Consider the following 19,298-nt stretch of genomic DNA (forward strand, 5'->3'; position numbering starts at 1 on the left):
CCACATTACCCGCGTTTTGTTGTCCGGCAGTATTTGACTTTTCGGAGTAACCCGTAACTCAGAAAGCTATGTCCGCTCAGCAGTACCTTTTTCTTTTCACTATAGGCCCCGTCCAGAGCTTCATTGCCCAGGCCCGCAAAACCCGCGATCTCTATGCTGGCAGTGCTATTCTCGGTGATATTATCGATGAAGCAGTTGAGAAAGCAGGTAAAAAAAACATCATTATCCCCAATCCTGACCTACAGGCGAAGCCAAACCGGTTTCTCGCAAAGATCATTAGCGATGATCCCCAAAAATTTGCAAATGAAGTTGAGGAAGCTGCACGCACCAAATGGAGAGCTATCGCACTACGATCATTCACAAGTGCAGGTGTTTGTCAAGCACCTGAGACAAACGGCTTTGATGAGGTTCAAAAACATCGAATTGATTGCACAAAACTTGGACAGATCAAACCAACAGAAACCAAAACACAGATCGAGGATTTTCTGGAAATCTACTGGGTTATGCTAAAACTTGATCATGAGGATGATTATCAAGAAAAGTATGATGAGATACAAAAACTGCTTGGAGCAGTAAAAAATACCCGCAATTTCAAACAAATAAATGAGCTGGCAGCACGAAAATGTGCTCTTGACGGTGAGCGCAATGCTCTTTTTTACCGTTCAACAGCTAAAAATGTAAAGCCAACATTTATTCAGGATGGAGCGCAGGTGATTACAAAAGAAGAACATTTTCTAAATCCGGGAGAGGGGCTGAGTGCGGTATCCCTTGTCAAGCGGTTTTACAAAACAGAAAAAAGTTTCCCTTCTACTGCGAAAATATCTCTATCGCAACCATTAGCAATAATAGAGCAATATCCCGTAGATCAAAAGGTGCTCGATGCATTCAAGTGTATTTTTGATAAAAAAGCGTTTGATGAACAGCTCTTTTACGAGGACAATCTGACCGAAAACTATTTTATCAAGCATGGTTATGATCTATTTATACTTGAGAAAGCCAAGGTAGAGCATGAAAAGGTAAAAGCAATTTTTAAAAAGCACAATCAGAAGTTTCAGAAATATTATGCCCTCATTACCTTTGATGGTGATGATATGGGCAAGGTCTGGTCAGGTGAATTTCTTATGGATAAGGCTCATTTGGAAATTTTTCAGAAAAGCTTGGCAAAGCGCTTGGGGGTATTTGCCAACAAAGCAGAAGAGATTGTCAATACATCTAAAGGTATAACGGTCTACGCGGGTGGGGACGACTTCCTGGGATTTGTGAACCTTAACGCTCTTTTCAAGGTGATGAGTGAACTTCGTGAGGAATACGATAAAATTGTTTCAGCGCCGATTGAGGAAAAATATGGTGAGAGTAAACTGACTTTTTCAGCAGGGGTCGCTATTGCTCATTATAAAGAACCTCTGGGTGTGGTTTTGAAGTGCGCTCGACAGGCAGAACGTGAGGCAAAAGAAATTGACGAGAATAAAGCTGCGTTTTCTTTGATGGTACTCAAAGGTTCAGGACAAAAAGTTTCAATTCGCTATAAATGGTATCAGTCTGGTGTTGGTGGTCAAATAATCGACAAAATGAATGCAGTTGTGAAGAGGCTTCTTGACGAAGATGACGGTTACTCTAATACATTTATTAAAAATATAGACAGGTCGTTCAGACCATTGCTGGATAGCTACGGGATTTATTATGCGAAAGAGGCAATGGGAATAGAGTTGAGGCGATTGCTTGCAAATTCTTCGAGGAAAAAAGAGAGGGAAGCCAGAAAGACCGATGTTGAAATATTTTTTCAAGATATAAACCGATTGTACAGGAATGCTGCTAAAATGGATAATTTTTTCTCGTGTCTCCATATTTGCGATTTTATTAAAAGAGAACTGAAGGATGTGCAAAGCAATTAGGTTGAGTGCTCTCGATACCCTGTTTTTCAGGGATGGTAAGCCTTTTTCCATCGGGGAAGAATCTTGGGCGGAAGGAGTATTTCCTCCTTTTCCACCGGTTTTTTATGGCGCATTAAGAACGGCTTATTTCGCGGCTAATAATCATGAATTTGCAAAGGCTGGGCAAGAAAAAGATGACCCTACATTGAAGCTTGAGATAAAAAATATTTACCTTAAGTCTGATGTAAACAGTCTTTTTCCTATGCCTTTGGATTGTGTGAAAGAAAATGGGCGTGATAAAAACAGTTATCATCTTCTGGAGAGCAAGAAGGTAAATGATTTTGACTGCGCTGTTTCGAACAACTCAACCCAATATGTTTTATCACTGCCTGATGGAGTTTCTAAAGGAAAAACGTTAGAGGGTATTAATAATATGTTGCTTGATAGGATGCAGCTGGTGAGTTATCTGCAAAGCGAAAAAATTATTCGAGCTTATCATCTTAAGGATTTTATCAGTAAAGAGGCAAAAGTCGGGATAGGCAGGGACAGATTTACCTCCTCTTCTGCTGATACAGGGCAGCTGTATCGTACTAATATGAGTCGTCCAGCCACATTGTATGCTTCGCTTTCGATGGTTGTCGAGTTTTCGGGACTAGATTTGTCGAGGACAAGCTTGATCAAATTAGGCGGGGAGGGTAAATCGGTTTCGTGTTCAAAAGATAGTTGTATTAGTATTGCATTTCCGAAAGTTAACGAAGAAAGTGAAGAGTTCTTCAAGATTTATCTGGCGACTCCGGCGATATTTAAAGATGGATGGTATCCAAAACTTGAAAATGTCGAGATCCTTGCGGCAGCAGTTGGGAGGTCAGTTCCTGTTGGTGGGTTTAATTTGAAATCAAAGTATGAAGACGGGAAATGGAAGCAATTTCCCAAACCGCTTCGATATGCGGTTCCGGCTGGAAGTGTTTATTACTGTAAAGGGAAGATGCTTGATGCTATTGGCAAGTATCATGGCAAAACTATTTCAGAAGAAAGAGGAAAAGAAGGTTTTGGGATTGCTTATATCGGAAAATTATCAATGGAAGCATAGTATGCTGCGTATAATTACAACGGTTGGTTTGTCGTTATTCTCAAATTTAGATAATAAATATGACGAATGTATTCGAGGAATTCTTTCTTCATTGAAAAAAGAAGTTGGTGATGCATGGGAGATATATGGGGGTAGTTATGCTGAAGGAACAGATTTTGACATTCCTTCAATTAGAGCTTTTTTTGCCAAAATCGGATTTCAGCTGCATTTTTCTAATGCAGAGTGTTCTGCTGAAACGGCTACTCTTGAAAGGATTATTAAGGAAATAGGTTGTGGGGCTGATTATGAAGTTTATTTATTGTGCACGGATACTGTGTTGTCGCGCTTGGCCGCAGAGCTTTTAGCCGCCTATAGTCCGCTTATGCAAGGGAAAACAAAGGTGTTAAGTGGCGATGATGAAGTGGGAGAGGTTTTTGAAGGGAAAATGATTAAAGGCTTATCGATTTATAATGCAAAAAGATTCAAGACAGAAGGGTTAAAAAATCTTGTTGTAGAAATTAGAAGGATTTGGAAAACCCAGTTTGATGGCGAGAGTGGTAAGCATAGAATAGTTCTGAATGCTTCTGGTGGATATAAGGGAGTTCTACCTTTTCTGACTCTTATATCTCAGTTATACGAATTTCCTATTTATTATAAATATCAAGACGATGAAGATAATATTACTCAAGAATTAATTAAGATAGATCCGATTCCTTTCGGATTTGACTGGGGTATGATATATGAGGTTGCCCCATATCTTGATCAAAATTGGATCGATTCTGCTGTAAAAAAACAATGTGATACATCTAGTTTTGAGTGGTGTGTTTTGAGTGAGTTAAGGAGGGCTGGCGGTTGTGGTCTTGAACTAGTCAGCAAAGGCAATAATAAGATTACAGATATAGGTTTAATGCTCAGGGCATTTTATGAGGGGGTGGATATTGATGACTTTGCTGAGGTTGATCGGAACACTCCTGATGGAGGATATCGCTCTAAAGTAAATTCGGCTCTTATGGAGTTGATATTTAATGGCTGGAGAATGCATTTTCCTTACAACTCAGGGGGAAAAATATATTCCTATGTAACACATTCTTCAGATAATGAAGTACTGGTTATAAATGAAGATATTCACTTCAGGAATCAGATAGATATTGCAATGCTGACAGATGATCGTTCAAGTTTTATTCTTGGAGAAGTAAAATATGCCTATAAAATAAGCAGAGAACTTGTGCGACAACATCAAGTGCTGGAACATCAGTGCGCTACGGATGAGATTATAGATCGTAGAGTTGATACATTTAAGGATATAAGAGAACAATTTGATGCGAGACTTAAAGAGTGTAATGGTAGATATCCTGATGAACTTCATATCTACGGGTTTACGGCGGTTCCATTAAACGATGACCAAAAAAGAACTCTTCAGAATAGCATTGATGAAATACACAATAGTCTTTTTATGGAGTATAAGATTCCAGTAAAAGCCTTTTATGTTGACGTTGGCTCAAATCCAGTTACAATTGCTAAAAAGTCACATGCATTCATAAATGAAAGTATTAAGCAAATCTATCCCATAGAAAGTAATTTATTACAACAATGTATAAAATAGCGAATCCTCTTTTTCTCGTATGTGAAACGCCGCTTCATGCCGGTAGTGGTGATAGCCTCGGCGTGGTAGATTTGCCGATTCAGCGGGAACGGCATACGTCGTTTCCTAAAATTGAAGGCTCCAGCCTGAAAGGGGCTATCCGCCAGGCGTTCGAGGATCTTTCTGTTCCAGTTCTGGTTCATGGCGACAAAAGATACATGCTTGTAATGAAAAATGATTCTGGGAAAAAGTTGCAGGAATCTTGTCTGTTGCTTGATGAGGTATGGCTGGATGAAAAGGGTCAGCCTCGCAAAAATAAGGATAAAACAGTGAAACTCACAAATTATCAGAAGGCAATCTCCCTGATTTTTGGGCCAGAAGAAGCGGCTGGCGAAGGCCATGCGGGGGCGTTAGGTTTTACGGATGCGCGTCTGCTACTTTTCCCTGTAAAATCCATGAAAGGAGTATTTGCCTGGGTAACCTGCCCGAAGGTTTTACAGCAGTTTCACCGCGATATGTCGCTTACGGAATTCAAAGATCGTGAAGAAATCATCCATTCGTTAGCGGTGAACGCATTAACAACTCCTTTGGAGTGTACAGAAAATGTGTCAGGACGTTGCAGCTTGTTTTTGAAAAACGACTCAAATAAAATTGTACTTGAAGAATATACTTTTGAAATTGAGCATAAAGAGAACCCGGAATTGGCGTATCTGTTGAAATTTCTTGCTGAACAATTATTTCCTGTGCCAAGATGCGAAGGTGAACCAGACAGTTATGCATTCTGGAGAAATAAACTGATGACTGACGTTGTGGTTCTGAAAAATGAGGACTTTACTGATTTCGTAAACCTTTCTACAGAAGTCATAACCCGTACTAAAATCAGCAATTTGACCGGGACTGTTGAGCAGGGCATGCTTTTCACAGAAGAGTATCTTCCTTCAGAAAGTGTACTGTATTCTCTTGTACTTGCAAGTCCGATTTTTAAAGAAAAGGAGGACGAGAAAGGTATATTCAGCATGATCCATGGTAGTTCTTGCTTTGAAGGATGTACGGATGAGGAAAGCAAAGTCATGGAGTTTTTCAGAACAGCAATGCCTGAAGTAATTCAGATTGGTGGTAATGCGACGCTTGGGAAGGGCTTGGTAAGAACAAGAGTTTTCTCTGCTAATTGTGGGGTTCTTCAAAATGGAGGGACAGAAGATGCCGGAGAATAGAAGGCTTGAACTGGCTATAAAAAGGGCTGAAACTGCTTTTATGTATGTGAGGGAGATTACCGAGTCGCACAAGCATATTGAAAAGAAATACAAAAGCTTGGTGAGAAAAACCCCTATGAGGATAAAGACTAACGGCTTGGGTTCTACTCTTGCATTTGTGTTTTCAAAGAAGAAAGGGGAGAACCAGCATTTCTTGTTCTATCATCAGTTAGAGAAGTGGCTCAGTGAAAATGATATGGTTGATGCTGAAGATGGGGAGTTTGTCGCTAAGGTTATAGCAATGGAAAAAGCAGACTACCGAGTCTCAACCAATGAACTGCTTGCTTTTCTCATATGGCTACGCAGATTCGTGGATGGCATGATCGAAGGTGAGGAGGATGACGATATATGAAAAAAGCTACTCTTTTTGTCATTGAGCAAGAAATTCAATCAGAACACCGTTTTTTTTCCAGTGTTTTGATGGAAGGAGGCAAGTCAATAAGTCTTATTGCCTATGAGTTTGCTGATACATCGCTACACGGGACAGAATGTGTGGTGATTGTGGAACACGGTTCTGTGATAAAGTTGCTGATTGACGGGAAAGAATACCCTAAAAAAAAATCCGAGCAGTTACAAGAAAAGAATGAACAACACATGCCCACTGATGTAGCATTTAAGGAGGATGAGGGTAGATCAAGACAGGAAACAGTGCAGTGCAGAGCGCCCAATGTTAATGATCGGGAAGTGTATGCTTATTGGCATGCATGCAAAAGAATCGGTGATGGTGTGGAAAAGTACTCAGAGCAAATAAACACTCTTCCGATGCTAATCAGGCATAATGGGTTGGGTTCTGCACTTATGTATATGAGAACTCAGAAAACAAGAAATGCACTTTCCTTTATATATGAAGATATTTCAGATTGGATCATGCATGATGAAAAACAATTGATTAAACTTGAAAATAATGAGGAGTTGGTAGAAAAAATAATCGAGGTGGGTCAGGAACAATACAGAGATGTCACACGAGAGGTGTTTGCATATCTTGCTTTTTTAAAACGGTTTGCAAAGGGATTAAGCTCTTGATAAATATAGGGTAATATGAAGAAAGGAAAGTTTTCCATAATCAGTTCATCTGGTAAAATCATTGTCGCCACTGTTAAATTTGAGGATGGAGAGGTATGGGATATCTGCAACAAAGGATATGATCTCAATCAATCCTATAACAACAAGATTTGCTGGGTCGAAGAAAATCAAATTTATCTGGATGAATATCGAGATAGGAAGCTAAAGCAGAAGATATCCCAAAAGAGAGTAAAATCTCAATCACATCAACAAACTCAAGATTCTCAACAAAAAAATGAGATGAGCATACAAGACTGTGTAACCAAACAGACTGTGCGTCTCAAGACATGTCTTCCAAAAGATACCCGAGAGGCTCTTGCTGACTCAAACAATGCTTTTGATAATTTTTCACTAAAACTAAATAAAGCGGCTCGTTTTGATTGTAGGGTAAAAATTGAAGATTATAAGAATATGCTTTGTAAGCCATCTATAACAGATGACTTGCGTTATATAGTGAGCTATGAAGATGAAGAAGGTAGCAATATCGTGACTTCTGGTAATGCAAAATATTTATCTATATCTCGTCCATTAACTGATCATGAAAAAAATGTTTGGTTAGAGTTGAATCCAGAGGTTTTGGGCAATACAGATGATGCTGCAAAAAAAATCGCTATTAAGAAAAGGAGTGTGATAAAAAAACTGTTTGAGCAGTCAAAATATGCAGAACGAAAATTCAGATTTTGTGAGACTGACAAAGATGGATTTCTCTATCAACCGGCCTCTTTTTTCGGCAGTCTTGATTTTGGGAAAATAGCTGAGCGCCATCGCCGTAGCATTGAAGCATTGAATCTTTCTATATCAAGTTACGATGGCCAAATTGACTGGCGCTTGATTGTCGGGCTTGGCAATGAGTCGGTGTATGATACATCAATAACTCTTCATCATGTGTATGGTATACCGTATATTCCGGCAAGCGCAGTAAAAGGTATTGTAAGAAGTTGGATAATTACAGAAAGGTTTGGCCGGGATGAAAAGGAGGCGATTGTGGATAACAGCTTCTGTGATGTGTTTGGCTGTCCAAAAAAAACTGAAGGAATCAATTCTCATTATAATGAGGATAGACAGGGTAGAGTCTGGTTCTTTGATGCATTTCTACTTTCTAGGCCTAAGATAGAAGTTGATATTATGAACCCACACTATATGCCATATTATAGCGGGGATGAACCTCCTGCCGATTACCACGATCCGAAACAGATACCATTTCTTACTATCAAGAGTGGCACAGTTTTTCAATTTCATTATGGTATTAAAGAAAAAGATGATGAAGAAATAAGGCGCGGAAAGTTTTCCGGCAGTAAACCATCAGTTATCGTAAAAGAATGGTTAAAGAAAGCCCTTGAACAGCATGGTATCGGAGCGAAGACAGCTGTAGGATACGGGTATATGAAGGATTTTCAGACTGGAGGAGTATCATGAACTCTGTAACCTTTAAGTGTGAAGTTGTGACGCCTATGTTTTTGGCCGGGGCGAATGGTAATAAACCTGAATTTCGACCACCATCGATCAAAGGAGCACTCCGTTTCTGGTGGAGAGCTATGCATGGAAATATGAATATAGAGCAATTGAGAAATGAAGAGACTAGAATATTTGGTGGTGGTGGTAATGATGCTGAGAGAAGTAAAGTAAATATCAGAGTCTCTCATCCCAATTTGCCATTACAAGGGAATCTCCCTACAAAGAAGATTTCTATGCCTTTGAGAAAATATCATGATGAATATGGTGAAATTCATAACGTAGACCTATTTAAGTATTTGGCGTATGGTGCAGAGAAAAGAAAATTTATAGCTATAGATATTGAGTTTGAGATTACATTTACCTATGATGATAGGATTTCAGTAAATAATGATATTTTGAATCCTTTTTATGCACTTGTATTTTTTGGCGGTCTAGGAGCAAAATGTAGAAATGGATTTGGATCATTTCGAATAAAAGAATGTTCTGATAAAAGTATTTCCTTAATAAATGACCCTGCAGTTTTTCTAAGATCTTTATCGCCAAACTTTTCTTTTCTTTCGCCTTGTTTATATACGGCATTTTCAAAAGATTTTAGTTTATTTAAAACTAATAATTCTAAAAATACTTGGAGTGAATGTCTTGCTGTGATAGGTGAAGCCTATGCTGTTGAAAGAAGAAAATTGGAATATGTGCATCATTACGATAAACGAGCATATATTGCAACTCCGATTATTCAAAGTAAAACCGACTGGCATACTGAAAGACATGCAAAGCAATATTTTTTAAGTATTACAAAAAATAATAATAAATATGATGGTTGGATTTTGTTTTTGCCTTACAAGCATCGCCATGATACAGTCGCAAATGCTTATAAGGATGTTACAGATAAGCTAAATATTGGATTACTTACTCATTATTTAACATCTGTTGATGTAACAACTTAATTGCAATGCGCATAACCCTCGAACTATCCCATCGCAATCCGTCGATAACGCTGCCGGTCAATAACTCCTATTTGCTATCCTCACTCATCTACAACATCGTCGATAAAAGCTCCAGCGAGTATGCAGAACGGCTGCATGCGGAAGGGTACCGGCTGCAGAACAGGGCGTTCAAGCTGTTCACCTTTTCGCCGCTGTACACGGCCAACCGGAGGAAGTGGGAGATGCATCAGGATGGAACCATGAGCACGAGGGAGCGGCTGCTGCATTTGACGATATCGTCTCCGAAAAGCGAGTTCATCGAGCATCTGGTGGTGGGGCTGCTGCACGAGCCGTTTGTTTCTGTAGGAAAAGAGCGCTTCAGGGTCGAGACCGTCCGGCGGCTCGATGCTCCCGAAATATCGGGCGACATGCGCTTTATTGCGCTCTCGCCCATTGTCTGCGCCACGAAGCGTGCCGGCGTTCTGTACGCCCAGTATCTGTTTCCCGACGATGAAGATTTTGAACGGGTGCTCTGCGAGAACCTCTGCCGCAAGTATGAAGCGCTTCACGGCAGGCCTTATGCTGCAGACAACAGCACCTTCCGCTTCACGCTCGATCAGGACTACGCGGAACGCAAAAACGGCAAGATTCAAAAGCTCATAACCATCAAGGAGGGTCGGCCCGACGAAACCAAAGTGAAAGGTCTGCTCGCGCCCTTCCGTCTCGAAGCTCCGGCGGAGCTGATGGAAGTGGGCTACGAGTGCGGATTCGGCGAAAGGAATTCGCAGGGGTTCGGTATGGTGAAGGTTGATGAAGATTGTGGGCGGTGAGCGGGGGGAGGAAGTCAGTAGTCGGTAGGCAGTAGTCAGTAGTCAGAAGGCAGTAGTCGGTAGGCAGTAGTCGGTAGGCAGTAGTCAGTAGTCGGTAGTCAGTAGTCGGTAGTCAGTAGGCAGTAGTCGGTAGGCAGTAGGCAGTAGGCAGTAGGCAGTAGGCAGTAGTCGGTAGGCAGTAGGCAGTAGGCAGTAGTCGGTAGGCAGTAGTCAGTAGTCGGTAGGCAGTAGGCAGTAGTCAGTAGTCGGTAGGCAGTAGTCAGTAGTCAGTAGTCAGTAGGCAGTAGTCGGTAGGCAGTAGTCAGTAGTCGGTAGTCAGTAGTCGGTAGTCAGAAGGCAGAAGGCAGAAGAGGTAGGCAGTAGCCGGTAGGCGGTAGCCGGGATAAAAGGGAGGGGGGAGTGAAGTCAGTAGCCGGTAGTCAGTAGTCGGGATAAGAGGGAGGCCGAGGATTGTGCCTGAGGAATCGGAATTGGAATTGGAATTGGAATAACCGGTTAATATCTCCTGATATTTGACCGGCTTTTTTTATTTTAGAAGGATATTTTTCAATAAATCAAGCCCAACGCCATGCCCGAGGTTTTCCACTACCCCATGACCTATCCTTCCTGGTGGATGGACTCCTACTTTACCGTCACCTGGGTGCTCGGCATGCTGTTTCTCGCTGCCGGATGGGCTGTTTTTTTCAGGTACGGCAAGTTCACCTACGGGGTCGATCTGGGATGCCTGTGGAAAACCACGCTTCTGATCATCCTGACGACCATAGCGCTCGGAGGGCCGAACTACTACAATACCCGCTTTGTCGGCGAGCACGGCCAGGACGGCGATTCCGTAAGGATTGCCGGAGAGGAACTGCTCTATCTCGACCGCAGGGGCAACGAGAAAAAGCTGAAGATCAAGGATATCACGGCAATCTACCAGGAGCCGATAACCTACAACCCGCCGCCGAAAATTTTCGTTGTCGCCGGAAAGGCCAGGGTGAAGGATTCGCTCTTCGTGACCAGAAACCTTCAGGGTTTCGAAGCTTTCCTGACCGCGCTGTCCGGGAAGACCGGCGTTCCCGTCAAACGGCCCTGATTTCCTCTTCATCCGATATGCTCCATTCGGGTAAAGAGCCTGCGGTTCTGGTTGTTGAAGCCGGTAATACCACAACCACCTTTGCGGTTTTTCTCGACGGTCTCGTTGCCGATACCGTGACGATTACCACGGACTCCCTTTTTGTGCCCGATCAGCTGCAGGAGTTGCTCCATCCCTTCCGGGCCGCTTATCCCGGCATGCGGGATGCCGTGCTCTGCAGCGTGGTGCCGGGGGTGTCCGCAGCCGTTGTCGGCCAGCTTGCGCAACTGCTTCCCGGAACCGTGATGCAGGTCGGCTCGCGCCTGAATCTGCCGTTTCTCCTGCAGTACGACTCTCCGGAATCGTTCGGCGCCGACAGGATCGCGCTCTGCGCCGCCGGAAGGCAACTTTTTCCAGGAAAGGCCGTCATCGCCCTCGATATCGGCACCGCCATAACCTTCGACGTGCTCGATGGCTGCGGATCCTACCTCGGTGGATTCATCATGCCGGGCCTCGACCTGATGGCCCGTTCGCTCCATGAGCGGACCGCACAGCTTCCGCTTGTGGCGATTGCGCCTCCGGAGGAGCTTCTCGGCCGTTCAACCGCCGAGTGTATCAGAAACGGGATTTTCTGGGGATGTGTGTCGCAGATCGACGGGCTGACCGCCCGGATCATGAAGACTCTCATGGATCAGGGCCAGGTCGCGCCCGCCGTGATGGCTACGGGAGGCAACGCCCCCGCGGTCGCGCCGCTTCTCCGGGTCGAGACGCTGCTGGTGGAGCATGCCGTCGCCAGGGGGGCGCACTATCTTTACCAGCTTAACCGGCCTTGCCTTTAGGGCACCTCTATTTATTTGTTCCGAAGCATGATTGCTGCGTTGGGCGGTACTCGAAATCCTCAAGTACTACGTGTACATTCCGGTTTCTGCGCTCCGTCCGCCTTGCACTCGTGCTTCTCACGACAATAAATAGAGGTGCCCCATTACTTGTTCCGAAGCATGATTGCTCTGGTTGGGCGGTACTCGAAATCCTCATCCCGAAAGCATTCGGGATTCCGGTTTCTCTGGCTCCGTCCGTGCTTTGTCACTCTCGCTCCTGACCGGAGCTTGAGCTCGTGCTTCTCACGACAATAAATAGTTGTGCTATTGCGGGCGCCCTGTGGTGAAGAACCTGCGCGCATCCTCTATCGCCCGCAACACCTCGCGATCCTCGACATTCTCCTCCAGAAGAAAGGCTTCTCCCGGTTTTTTCAGCAGCACGAACCGCAGTTTGCTGTCGAGTTTCTTCTTGTCGGAGAACATGTTTTCAAGCAGGGCCTCCGCGCTGTGCATAAGAAAGCGGCGTTCGAGGAGTCCGCGGGGAAAGCGGAAGCGGGAGATCAATTCGAGACCGGAGCGCATGGCGTCCCCTGGGAGGTAGCCGAGATTGTGCGAGAGACAGAGCGCACAGGCCATGCCGATTGTGACGGCTTCACCGTGGCGGATATGACGGTATTCTGCAAGCTTTTCGAGTCCGTGTGCGAAGGTGTGGCCGAAATTGAGCGTTGCCCTGAGCCCCGTGGTCTCCCTGAAATCCTTCTCCACCACATCGGCCTTGATGAAGGCGCTGCGCCGGACCGCTTCGCTGATGAAGGGCTCCTCGAGAGCCGTTATCCGGTCGAAATGCTTTTCGAGCCATTCCAGAAAAACGCTGTCGGCGATGAAGCCGTATTTGATCACTTCGGCCATGCCGCCGAACACCTCCCGCCGGGGAAGGGTCGTGAGGAAGGATGGATCGATCAGCACCAGTTCGGGCATATGGAAAAAACCGATGAGGTTCTTGCCGAGCGGGTGGTTGATGGCAACCTTGCCGCCGATGGCGCTGTCGGTCATGGCCAGAAGGGTGGTGGGGCACTGAACGACCGGAAGGCCCCGGTAGTAGCTCGCCGCAATGAAGCCGCCGAGATCGCCCACTACGCCGCCGCCTACGGCCAGAAGATTCCAGCTCCGGTCGACTCCGGCTTCGATCATGCCGCCGTAGAGGCGGTACGCCGAACTGAAGCTTTTCGAGGTCTCCCTTGCCGGTACCGAAAGCTCGAGCAGCCGGAATCCCTGCTCCTCGAGGGTGCCGATAACCCTGTCCCTGAAGAGGCGTCGGGTGTTTTCGTCGAAAAGTACAACGGTTTTCAGGGCAAGGCCGTGCTTTCGGTACAGCTCTGCCGCTTCCGAAAGTACCGGGGTTCCTACGATGATACTGCTGTTCACAATTGTCTGTCTGGTTACGGTTTATTACGGCCCTGCTGCTCTGCCTGGCGGACATGGCGGTTGATTTTTCTGGTCAGTTCCTCGACCGTTGAGCCGATTCGCCGGGTGTCGGTCTGCACGGTGAAATCGGCCGCCAGGTATCGCGGTTCGCGTTTTTCGAGAATGGCCGATATTTTCGTCTCGATCTCTTCCCGCGAAAGCCTCCGCCCGTTCTCTCCCCTGAGCAGGGGGCGGTCGGTTTTAAAGCAGAGCCGTCTGGAGAGCGACCTGGGGGTTGATTTCAGGTAAACGAGCGTTCCGTGCTTCCGGACGAAGTCGAAGCAGTCGTCGTTTTCAAGTACGCCGCCTCCCAGCGACACCACCATCTCCTCCTTTACGGCAAGCTGCTGCAGCGTTTTCAGTTCCATCATCCTGAACGCCGGTTCTCCCTCTTCGGCAAAAATTTTCGTAATGGATTTCCGGGCGCTTTGCTCGATAGCCTGGTCGAGGTCGAGGAACTCGTAGCCGAGGGAGTTGGCAAGCAGCGGCCCTATGGTCGATTTGCCCGAACCGCTGAAACCGGTGAGAAAGATAAGCGAGTGATGCTTCATGACTCAAGCCTGCTATCGGCAACGCCTTCCGCCGTTTTCCGGCGTTTTCAACCGCCAAAACCGGCTCGGGGGCATTCTGAAAAAGAGTTTAAACGTTTTCGTATGCGTCAAATATAGCAAAAAAGGGAAAGCTACGAGGCACCTCTGTTTATTTGTTCCGCCTATCCGGGCGGTTTGGTCGGAGGGGCGGCTCCGCCTGAGGCAGGGAAGGCTGTTTTCCGGAGCTTTCCCTGGCCAGGTAAAGCTTTCGGGCCAGGGTTGTCATGCGTCGGCCGGCTTTCCTGTTTGCGACCGCCATGGCGAGTGCTTTGGGCTCTGCGACAATCACCACCAGCTTCTTGCCTCTCGTGACGGCCGTATAGATCAGGTTCCGTTCGAGCAGCGTGAAGTGCTGCATGCCGAGAGGGATCACCACGGCCTGGTATTCGGAGCCCTGGCTTTTGTGGATGCTTGTGGCGTAGGCGAGCGCAAGTTCGTCGAGTTCGCCGAATTCGTAACGCACCGGACGCCGGTCGAAGTCGGCAACCAGTTCGCTCTCTCCGGTATCGATCGAGGTGATCATGCCGATATCGCCGTTGAACACCTCCTTGTCGTAGTTGTTCACCATCTGGATAACCTTGTCGCCGGGGGAAAACGTGGTTCCGAAGCGGGATATTTTCGGCTCGGCACTGCCGTTCAGGGCCTGCTGCAGTTCGGCGTTCAGGGCCCTTGAGCCGAGCCCGCCGCGATTCATGGGGGTCAGCACCTGGATATCCCTGACCGGATGAAAGCCGAAGCGTGCGGGAATGCGTTCGGTTACCATCTGCATCAGTTTCTGGTGGATCTCTTCGGGCGACGACGCCCTTACCACATAGAAGTCAGAGAGCGCATCGCCTTCGGAGTTCAGCGGGATATCGCCGTTGTTGATGCGGTGAGCGTTCACGATGATCTGCGACTCGGCGGCCTGCCGGAAAATTTCGGTAAGCGTGACTACGGGAACGCAGCCGGATGCGATGATGTCGGTAAGTACGGCTCCGGGGCCGACCGAAGGGAGCTGGTCGGAGTCGCCCACCATGAGCAGGGCGGCTTTTGCCGGAATGGCCGAGAGCAGGCGGCTCATCAGTACGATATCGACCATGGAGGTTTCGTCGACGACCACCATGTCGGCTTCAAGCGGATTGCCGGGGCCTCGCTTGAAGCCGCCGGTGAGCGGATCGAATTCAAGCAGGCGATGGACGGTTCTGGCCTCCATGCCGGTCGATTCCGAGAGCCGTTTGGCGGCCCGGCCCGTAGGTGCGCAGAGGGCGATTTTCGATGTTTTTTTCCGGATAACCCTCAGAATGGCATTGACCAGCGTGGTCTTGCCGACACCGGGTCCGCCGGTGATGACGGAGGCCTTGCTCGTGAGCACCAGGGAGAGAGCCTCTTTCTGGGAGGGGGAGAGCCGCAGGCCGGTCTCCTTTTCAACCTGCAGAATGGCCTTGCCGCAATCGATCTCCTTCCACGGAGGCTTTCCCTGCAGAAGGGCGGCAAGCGCAGCGGCGCTGCGCTCTTCGGCCCGGTGAAGAGGCGCAAGGTAAAAAACATCGTCGGCGTCGATTACCTCGCGCACCAGATTGAACTTTCCCGTTTCCAGGGCGATGGCCTCTTCGATTATCTCCACGGCGATGTCGAGCACCTCGGCAGCTTTCCGCACAAGTTGCTCCCTGGGTACGGCGCAGTGTCCGTTCGCGGCAAATTCCTGCAGCACGTGGCGGACGCCGGCTTCGGCCCTGATAAGCGAGTCGTGGGCGATGCCGAGCTTCGATGCGATGGTGTCGGCCGTAAGAAAACCGATGCCGTCGATATCGAGGGAGAGCCGGTAAGGGTTTTCGGAAACCTTGCTGATGGCCTCCTCCCGGTAGGTTTTGTATATGCGGTATGCTCGCGCGATGCCTACGCCGTGCGACTGGAGGAACACCATGATATCGCGTATGGCTTTCTGTTCCTCCCACGATTTCGTAATGATCTCGAGCCTTTTTTTGCCGATGCCCGCCACATCGAGCAGCTTTTCAGGATCGTTGTCGAGAATGTCGAGCACGCCGGTGCCGAATTTTTTAACCAGTTTTTTTGCGTAGAACGCACCGACCCCCCTTACCATGCCCGATGCGAGGTATTTTTCCACACCTTCGGCGGAGTTTGGAGGTACCACGGCAATCTGGTCGGCCTTGAACTGGAGTCCGTGCACCTTGCTGTTCTGCCAGTTTCCCGCGCACTCAACAAGCTCTCCCGGCGATACGGCCGGGGTGGTGCCCACAACCGTAACCGGTTCGCGGTTGCCTTTGGCCCGGATTTTCAGCACCGAAAAGCCGTTCTCCGCGTTATGGTAGGTTATCCGTTCAACCGTTCCGGAAACCCGTTCCAGGGTATGTCCGGGAGTTTCGCCCTGACCGGTCTCTCTGGGGTGTATCTCCATAAGCCGTTCGCATGAAGGTGGTTCGCTTACCCGTTATAGTACAAAAATAATATGCTGCAGCGGTATCATATTGTACCGTAACCGGAAAAATCATAGCTTCCGCCCTTTCAGCTTCATCAGCCATGCACAGCAATTGCGCCATGAAAAACCTCTGCATCATAAAAGCAGGCACGACCTACCGTTCGACCCTGCAGGCTTTCGGCGATTTCGAGGACTGGACAGGGGCGGCCCTGGGGGAGTGCGGGCTGCCGGTTGCGGTTATAGACGTCGCAGGCGGCGAGCCGCTGCCTTCGCCCGATCAATGCTGCGGTGTGATCGTTACCGGATCGCATGCCATGGTTACCGACAATCTTCCCTGGAGTGTAGCCATTGAGGACTGGATTCCTTCTCTGCTTGCAGGTGGGGTGCCGTTTCTCGGGATCTGCTACGGCCACCAGCTGCTCGGTCGTGCTCTCGGCGGCAGGGTGGGCTATAACCCTCGTGGACGGGAGATCGGCACGGTTCGGGTTTCACTTGCCGGAGAAGCCTCCGCCGATCCGCTTTTCAGCGGGGTCGAGGCGCATTTTTATGCCCATGCCATTCACGAGCAGTCGGTGCTCGAGCTGCCTTCGGAGGCCGTCGTTCTTGCCGGCAACGCTCACGATTCCGTTCATGCGTTCCGCGTCGGGCTGTGTGCGTGGGGCGTACAGTTTCATCCCGAATACACGGTTCCGGTCATGCAGGAGTATATCCGGGCCGAAGGGGGAAGCCGCTCCGACGATCTGCTGTTGCAGGTAAGAGATACTCCCGATGCGCGGCTGGTGCTCACCAATTTCGCCTCCATTGCGAGGCAGCACTGCTGATGTCTGCGGGAAAAAGAGGCCCCTTTCAAGCTGTTTTCTCGTTTTCGCTTGCTAAATTGAAAAATTTCGGAGTAACAGATTGAGTAACCGGTTAGTACCCGGTTTATAAGGGGATCAACATCGATGCGCAGTTCACCTCCTGCCTCCCTTCCTTTCAGTAAACCCGTCATGATTGCCGACAAGCTTATCAGTGCCGGAGTACTTCTCTCTCTGGGATTCAGCGGAGTGCGTGCCGATCTTACGATGGTTGCGGTCTACCTTCTGCTCTATCCCTATCTCTATGTTACCGGGAGGCGCCAGGCTGTCCGTCACCTGCTGGTCGCCTCGCTTGTCGCCAGCTGCTGGTTTTTCATCGCGAAAGGGCAGTACGGCTATAACCGTGAAATGCTGCTTATCGGGGGTTATACCGTGTATCCTCTTTTCGCCTGGGCTGTAGGCCTGTTCGGGGTCTACCTGATGTACTCCTACTGGGTCAGGCTTTTTCCGAACTGCACGCTGGGGGGCAAACTGATTTTTTTCGTGGTGCTTTACTGGTCGCTGCTTTTCGGTTCGGAAATACTTGCTTACAACTATTTTCATTTCCGCAATATCGCCACGGCAAACTACGCAGGCCTGCCTCTGGTGAACTGCATTCATGTGCCGGGGTGGATGCAGGCGGCATATCTCCTCAACGGCCCGCTCTATTTTCTCATCTGCGAGTTTTCAGGCTTTACCGATCCGAATGTCCCGATGCGCCCTGCTTTGCCCCGGTGAGGGTTCCTGCAAACCGTTCCGGTGGCATTATCAGGGGAGTGCTTCTGGTAATTCGGTGCCAAATCGTTAGTTTTCAGAATACTCTGCGGTACATGCCGGGCATCATGGCCCGTCCTCCCCGGAAGTTCAGTTTTTTTTTTTAAAGCCAGGTTTTCCAGCCATATGACAGACAACACCAGTAAACCGGTAACCGGCGCCGAACTTGGCGAACTTGAGGCCTTCCTGCTTTCCGCGTCGGCACCATCGGGCGCTATGGATCTCGACATGCTCGACGGTTTTTTTGCCGCCCTTGCTTCCGGTCCTGAGCCACTTCAGCCGGAGCAGTGGCTTCCGCTGGTGTGGGGGCCTGAGGCCGAATCACCCCCGGATTTCGCTTCTGTAGAGGAGATGGAGAAAATGCTTTCGCTCATGGTGCGCTACAAGCATCTTGTCGAAAGCGTGCTTCTCCTTGATCCCGAAAGCTATCAGCCGCTTTTCGGGCGGTGTTCGTTCAGCGACAGCCTGGAGGAGAGGGCTGCGGTCGAGAATTGGGCCAGGGGATTTCTTCTGGGCATCGGGCCGGTTCGGGAAACCTGGCAGCCGCTCTTCGACGGGGATACGGAGTTCTCCGTCATAGCGCCGGTGTTTCTTTTGGCCGACATCGGGGATGAACGCGATATCGATGAGGTGCAGTGGCTGCAGTGCCGGGATGGCGTTGCCGAATGCGTCAGGGCGATACACCGCTTCTGGACTCCGTTCCGCGGTAAAACCGGAACAGTCGAGCGTCCTTCATCGGAAGGGATTGACGACCGGCAGGATGACGATTTCAGCCGGGAGTGTCAGTGCCGTCGCGATAAAGATAAAGGGTAAGTTTGCAAGTGATCTGATTCAACCATGATGTATACCCGGACATGAGCGAAACGAGTGTTGTCATTACCGGAAGTTCTCGGGGCATAGGTTTCGGGCTCGCGGAGCAGTTTCTTTTGCGGGGTTGCCGGGTTATGGTGAACGGCAGTTCTTCCGCTACCACCCAGGCGGCTCTCGAGCGGTTCAGCCGTTACGGAGACCGGGTATGCGGCGTGGCTGCGGATGTGAGCCGACGCGAAGGGCTGCTTCAGCTGCATCGGGAGGCGCTCGCCCGTTTTGGCGGCGTGGATATCTGGATCAACAATGCAGGACTCAGCCACGAGACCAGACCGGCCTGGGAGCTCGATGCGGAAACGGTGGAGAGATATACAGGCCTGCGTCCTCCGGTTTGCGGCGCTATCTTCTTGTTCGTATTTTCAGGGAAAAAGGGATGAACTTTGTTTGCAGGCAATGAAATCATTCCGATAGAATCTTCAGGGGGGCTAACCGGA

The 19,298-nt window shown here is 48.4% G+C and carries 18 protein-coding genes; 15 read left to right on the top strand and 3 right to left on the bottom strand.

Annotation, left to right across the window (positions count from 1 at the left end):
* Positions 1-68: 68 nt before the first annotated feature.
* The 11 genes from cas10 to K9G39_RS04340 all read left to right on the top strand — a co-directional run bounded on the left by cas10 (position 69) and on the right by K9G39_RS04340 (position 11,938).
* On the top strand, positions 69-1,892 hold the full coding sequence (gene cas10 / locus K9G39_RS04290) for a type III-B CRISPR-associated protein Cas10/Cmr2 (RefSeq protein ID WP_292003700.1): 1,824 nt from the start codon (positions 69-71) through the stop codon (positions 1,890-1,892).
* Position 1,893: 1 nt separating this feature from the next.
* On the top strand, positions 1,894-2,961 hold the full coding sequence (locus tag K9G39_RS04295) for a type III-B CRISPR module-associated Cmr3 family protein (protein ID WP_292003701.1): 1,068 nt from the start codon (positions 1,894-1,896) through the stop codon (positions 2,959-2,961).
* 1 nt (position 2,962) lies between these two features.
* Positions 2,963-4,543, top strand: a complete 1,581-nt coding sequence (locus K9G39_RS04300) for a hypothetical protein (RefSeq protein ID WP_292003702.1) — start codon at positions 2,963-2,965, stop codon at positions 4,541-4,543.
* Positions 4,531-5,736 (top strand): type III-B CRISPR module RAMP protein Cmr4, encoded by a 1,206-nt coding sequence (gene cmr4 / locus K9G39_RS04305; RefSeq protein WP_292003703.1) that lies wholly within the window; start codon positions 4,531-4,533, stop codon positions 5,734-5,736. The genes K9G39_RS04300 and cmr4 overlap by 13 nt, the downstream gene beginning before the upstream one ends.
* Positions 5,693-6,127, top strand: coding sequence for a type III-B CRISPR module-associated protein Cmr5 (cmr5, locus tag K9G39_RS04310; RefSeq protein ID WP_292003704.1), 435 nt, complete (start codon positions 5,693-5,695; stop codon positions 6,125-6,127). The genes cmr4 and cmr5 (K9G39_RS04310) overlap by 44 nt, the downstream gene beginning before the upstream one ends.
* Positions 6,124-6,798 carry a type III-B CRISPR module-associated protein Cmr5 gene (cmr5, locus tag K9G39_RS04315; protein ID WP_292003705.1) on the top strand — a complete coding sequence of 225 codons (675 nt, stop codon included), beginning with the start codon at positions 6,124-6,126 and terminating at the stop codon, positions 6,796-6,798. The genes cmr5 (K9G39_RS04310) and cmr5 (K9G39_RS04315) overlap by 4 nt, the downstream gene beginning before the upstream one ends.
* 15 nt (positions 6,799-6,813) lie before the next feature.
* Positions 6,814-8,253, top strand: a complete 1,440-nt coding sequence (gene cmr6, locus K9G39_RS04320; protein WP_292003706.1) for a type III-B CRISPR module RAMP protein Cmr6 — start codon at positions 6,814-6,816, stop codon at positions 8,251-8,253.
* Positions 8,250-9,236, top strand: a complete 987-nt coding sequence (gene cmr1, locus K9G39_RS04325) for a type III-B CRISPR module RAMP protein Cmr1 (protein ID WP_292003707.1) — start codon at positions 8,250-8,252, stop codon at positions 9,234-9,236. Before cmr6 ends, cmr1 begins: the two co-directional genes overlap by 4 nt.
* Positions 9,237-9,241: 5 nt before the next feature.
* Positions 9,242-10,045: a CRISPR-associated endoribonuclease Cas6 gene (gene cas6, locus K9G39_RS04330; RefSeq protein ID WP_292003708.1), complete on the top strand. Its 804-nt coding sequence runs from the start codon at positions 9,242-9,244 to the stop codon at positions 10,043-10,045.
* 568 nt (positions 10,046-10,613) lie between these two features.
* Positions 10,614-11,120, top strand: coding sequence for a hypothetical protein (locus K9G39_RS04335; RefSeq protein WP_292003709.1), 507 nt, complete (start codon positions 10,614-10,616; stop codon positions 11,118-11,120).
* Between the two features lie 17 nt (positions 11,121-11,137).
* Entirely contained in the window at positions 11,138-11,938 is an 801-nt protein-coding gene (locus K9G39_RS04340; RefSeq protein ID WP_292003710.1) for a type III pantothenate kinase, read from the top strand.
* 303 nt (positions 11,939-12,241) lie between these two features.
* Here the strand turns inward: K9G39_RS04340 and aroB are convergent, their stop codons facing one another.
* From aroB to K9G39_RS04355, 3 genes are all read right to left on the bottom strand, one after another.
* Positions 12,242-13,342 carry a 3-dehydroquinate synthase gene (gene aroB / locus K9G39_RS04345; RefSeq protein WP_292003711.1) on the bottom strand — a complete coding sequence of 367 codons (1,101 nt, stop codon included), beginning with the start codon at positions 13,340-13,342 and terminating at the stop codon, positions 12,242-12,244.
* 14 nt (positions 13,343-13,356) lie between these two features.
* Positions 13,357-13,932, bottom strand: a complete 576-nt coding sequence (locus K9G39_RS04350; protein WP_292003712.1) for a shikimate kinase — start codon at positions 13,930-13,932, stop codon at positions 13,357-13,359.
* A 148-nt stretch (positions 13,933-14,080) separates the two neighbouring features.
* The gene (locus tag K9G39_RS04355; RefSeq protein WP_292003713.1) at positions 14,081-16,366 is read right to left on the bottom strand and encodes an ATP-dependent RecD-like DNA helicase; all 2,286 of its coding nucleotides are present in this window, start codon (positions 16,364-16,366) and stop codon (positions 14,081-14,083) included.
* Between the two features lie 122 nt (positions 16,367-16,488).
* Between K9G39_RS04355 and K9G39_RS04360 the strand changes: the two genes are divergently transcribed.
* From K9G39_RS04360 to K9G39_RS04375, 4 genes are all read left to right on the top strand, one after another.
* Positions 16,489-17,208, top strand: coding sequence for a glutamine amidotransferase (locus K9G39_RS04360; protein ID WP_292003714.1), 720 nt, complete (start codon positions 16,489-16,491; stop codon positions 17,206-17,208).
* A 123-nt stretch (positions 17,209-17,331) separates the two neighbouring features.
* Positions 17,332-17,961, top strand: a complete 630-nt coding sequence (locus K9G39_RS04365; protein WP_292003715.1) for a hypothetical protein — start codon at positions 17,332-17,334, stop codon at positions 17,959-17,961.
* A 162-nt stretch (positions 17,962-18,123) separates the two neighbouring features.
* Positions 18,124-18,810, top strand: coding sequence for a UPF0149 family protein (locus K9G39_RS04370; protein WP_292003716.1), 687 nt, complete (start codon positions 18,124-18,126; stop codon positions 18,808-18,810).
* Between the two features lie 41 nt (positions 18,811-18,851).
* Entirely contained in the window at positions 18,852-19,241 is a 390-nt protein-coding gene (locus K9G39_RS04375) for an SDR family oxidoreductase (RefSeq protein ID WP_292003717.1), read from the top strand.
* Positions 19,242-19,298 lie beyond the last annotated feature (57 nt).

Origin of the sequence: Chlorobium sp. (genome assembly GCF_021740465.1) — a bacterium.
GTDB lineage: Bacteria > Bacteroidota > Chlorobiia > Chlorobiales > Chlorobiaceae > Chlorobium.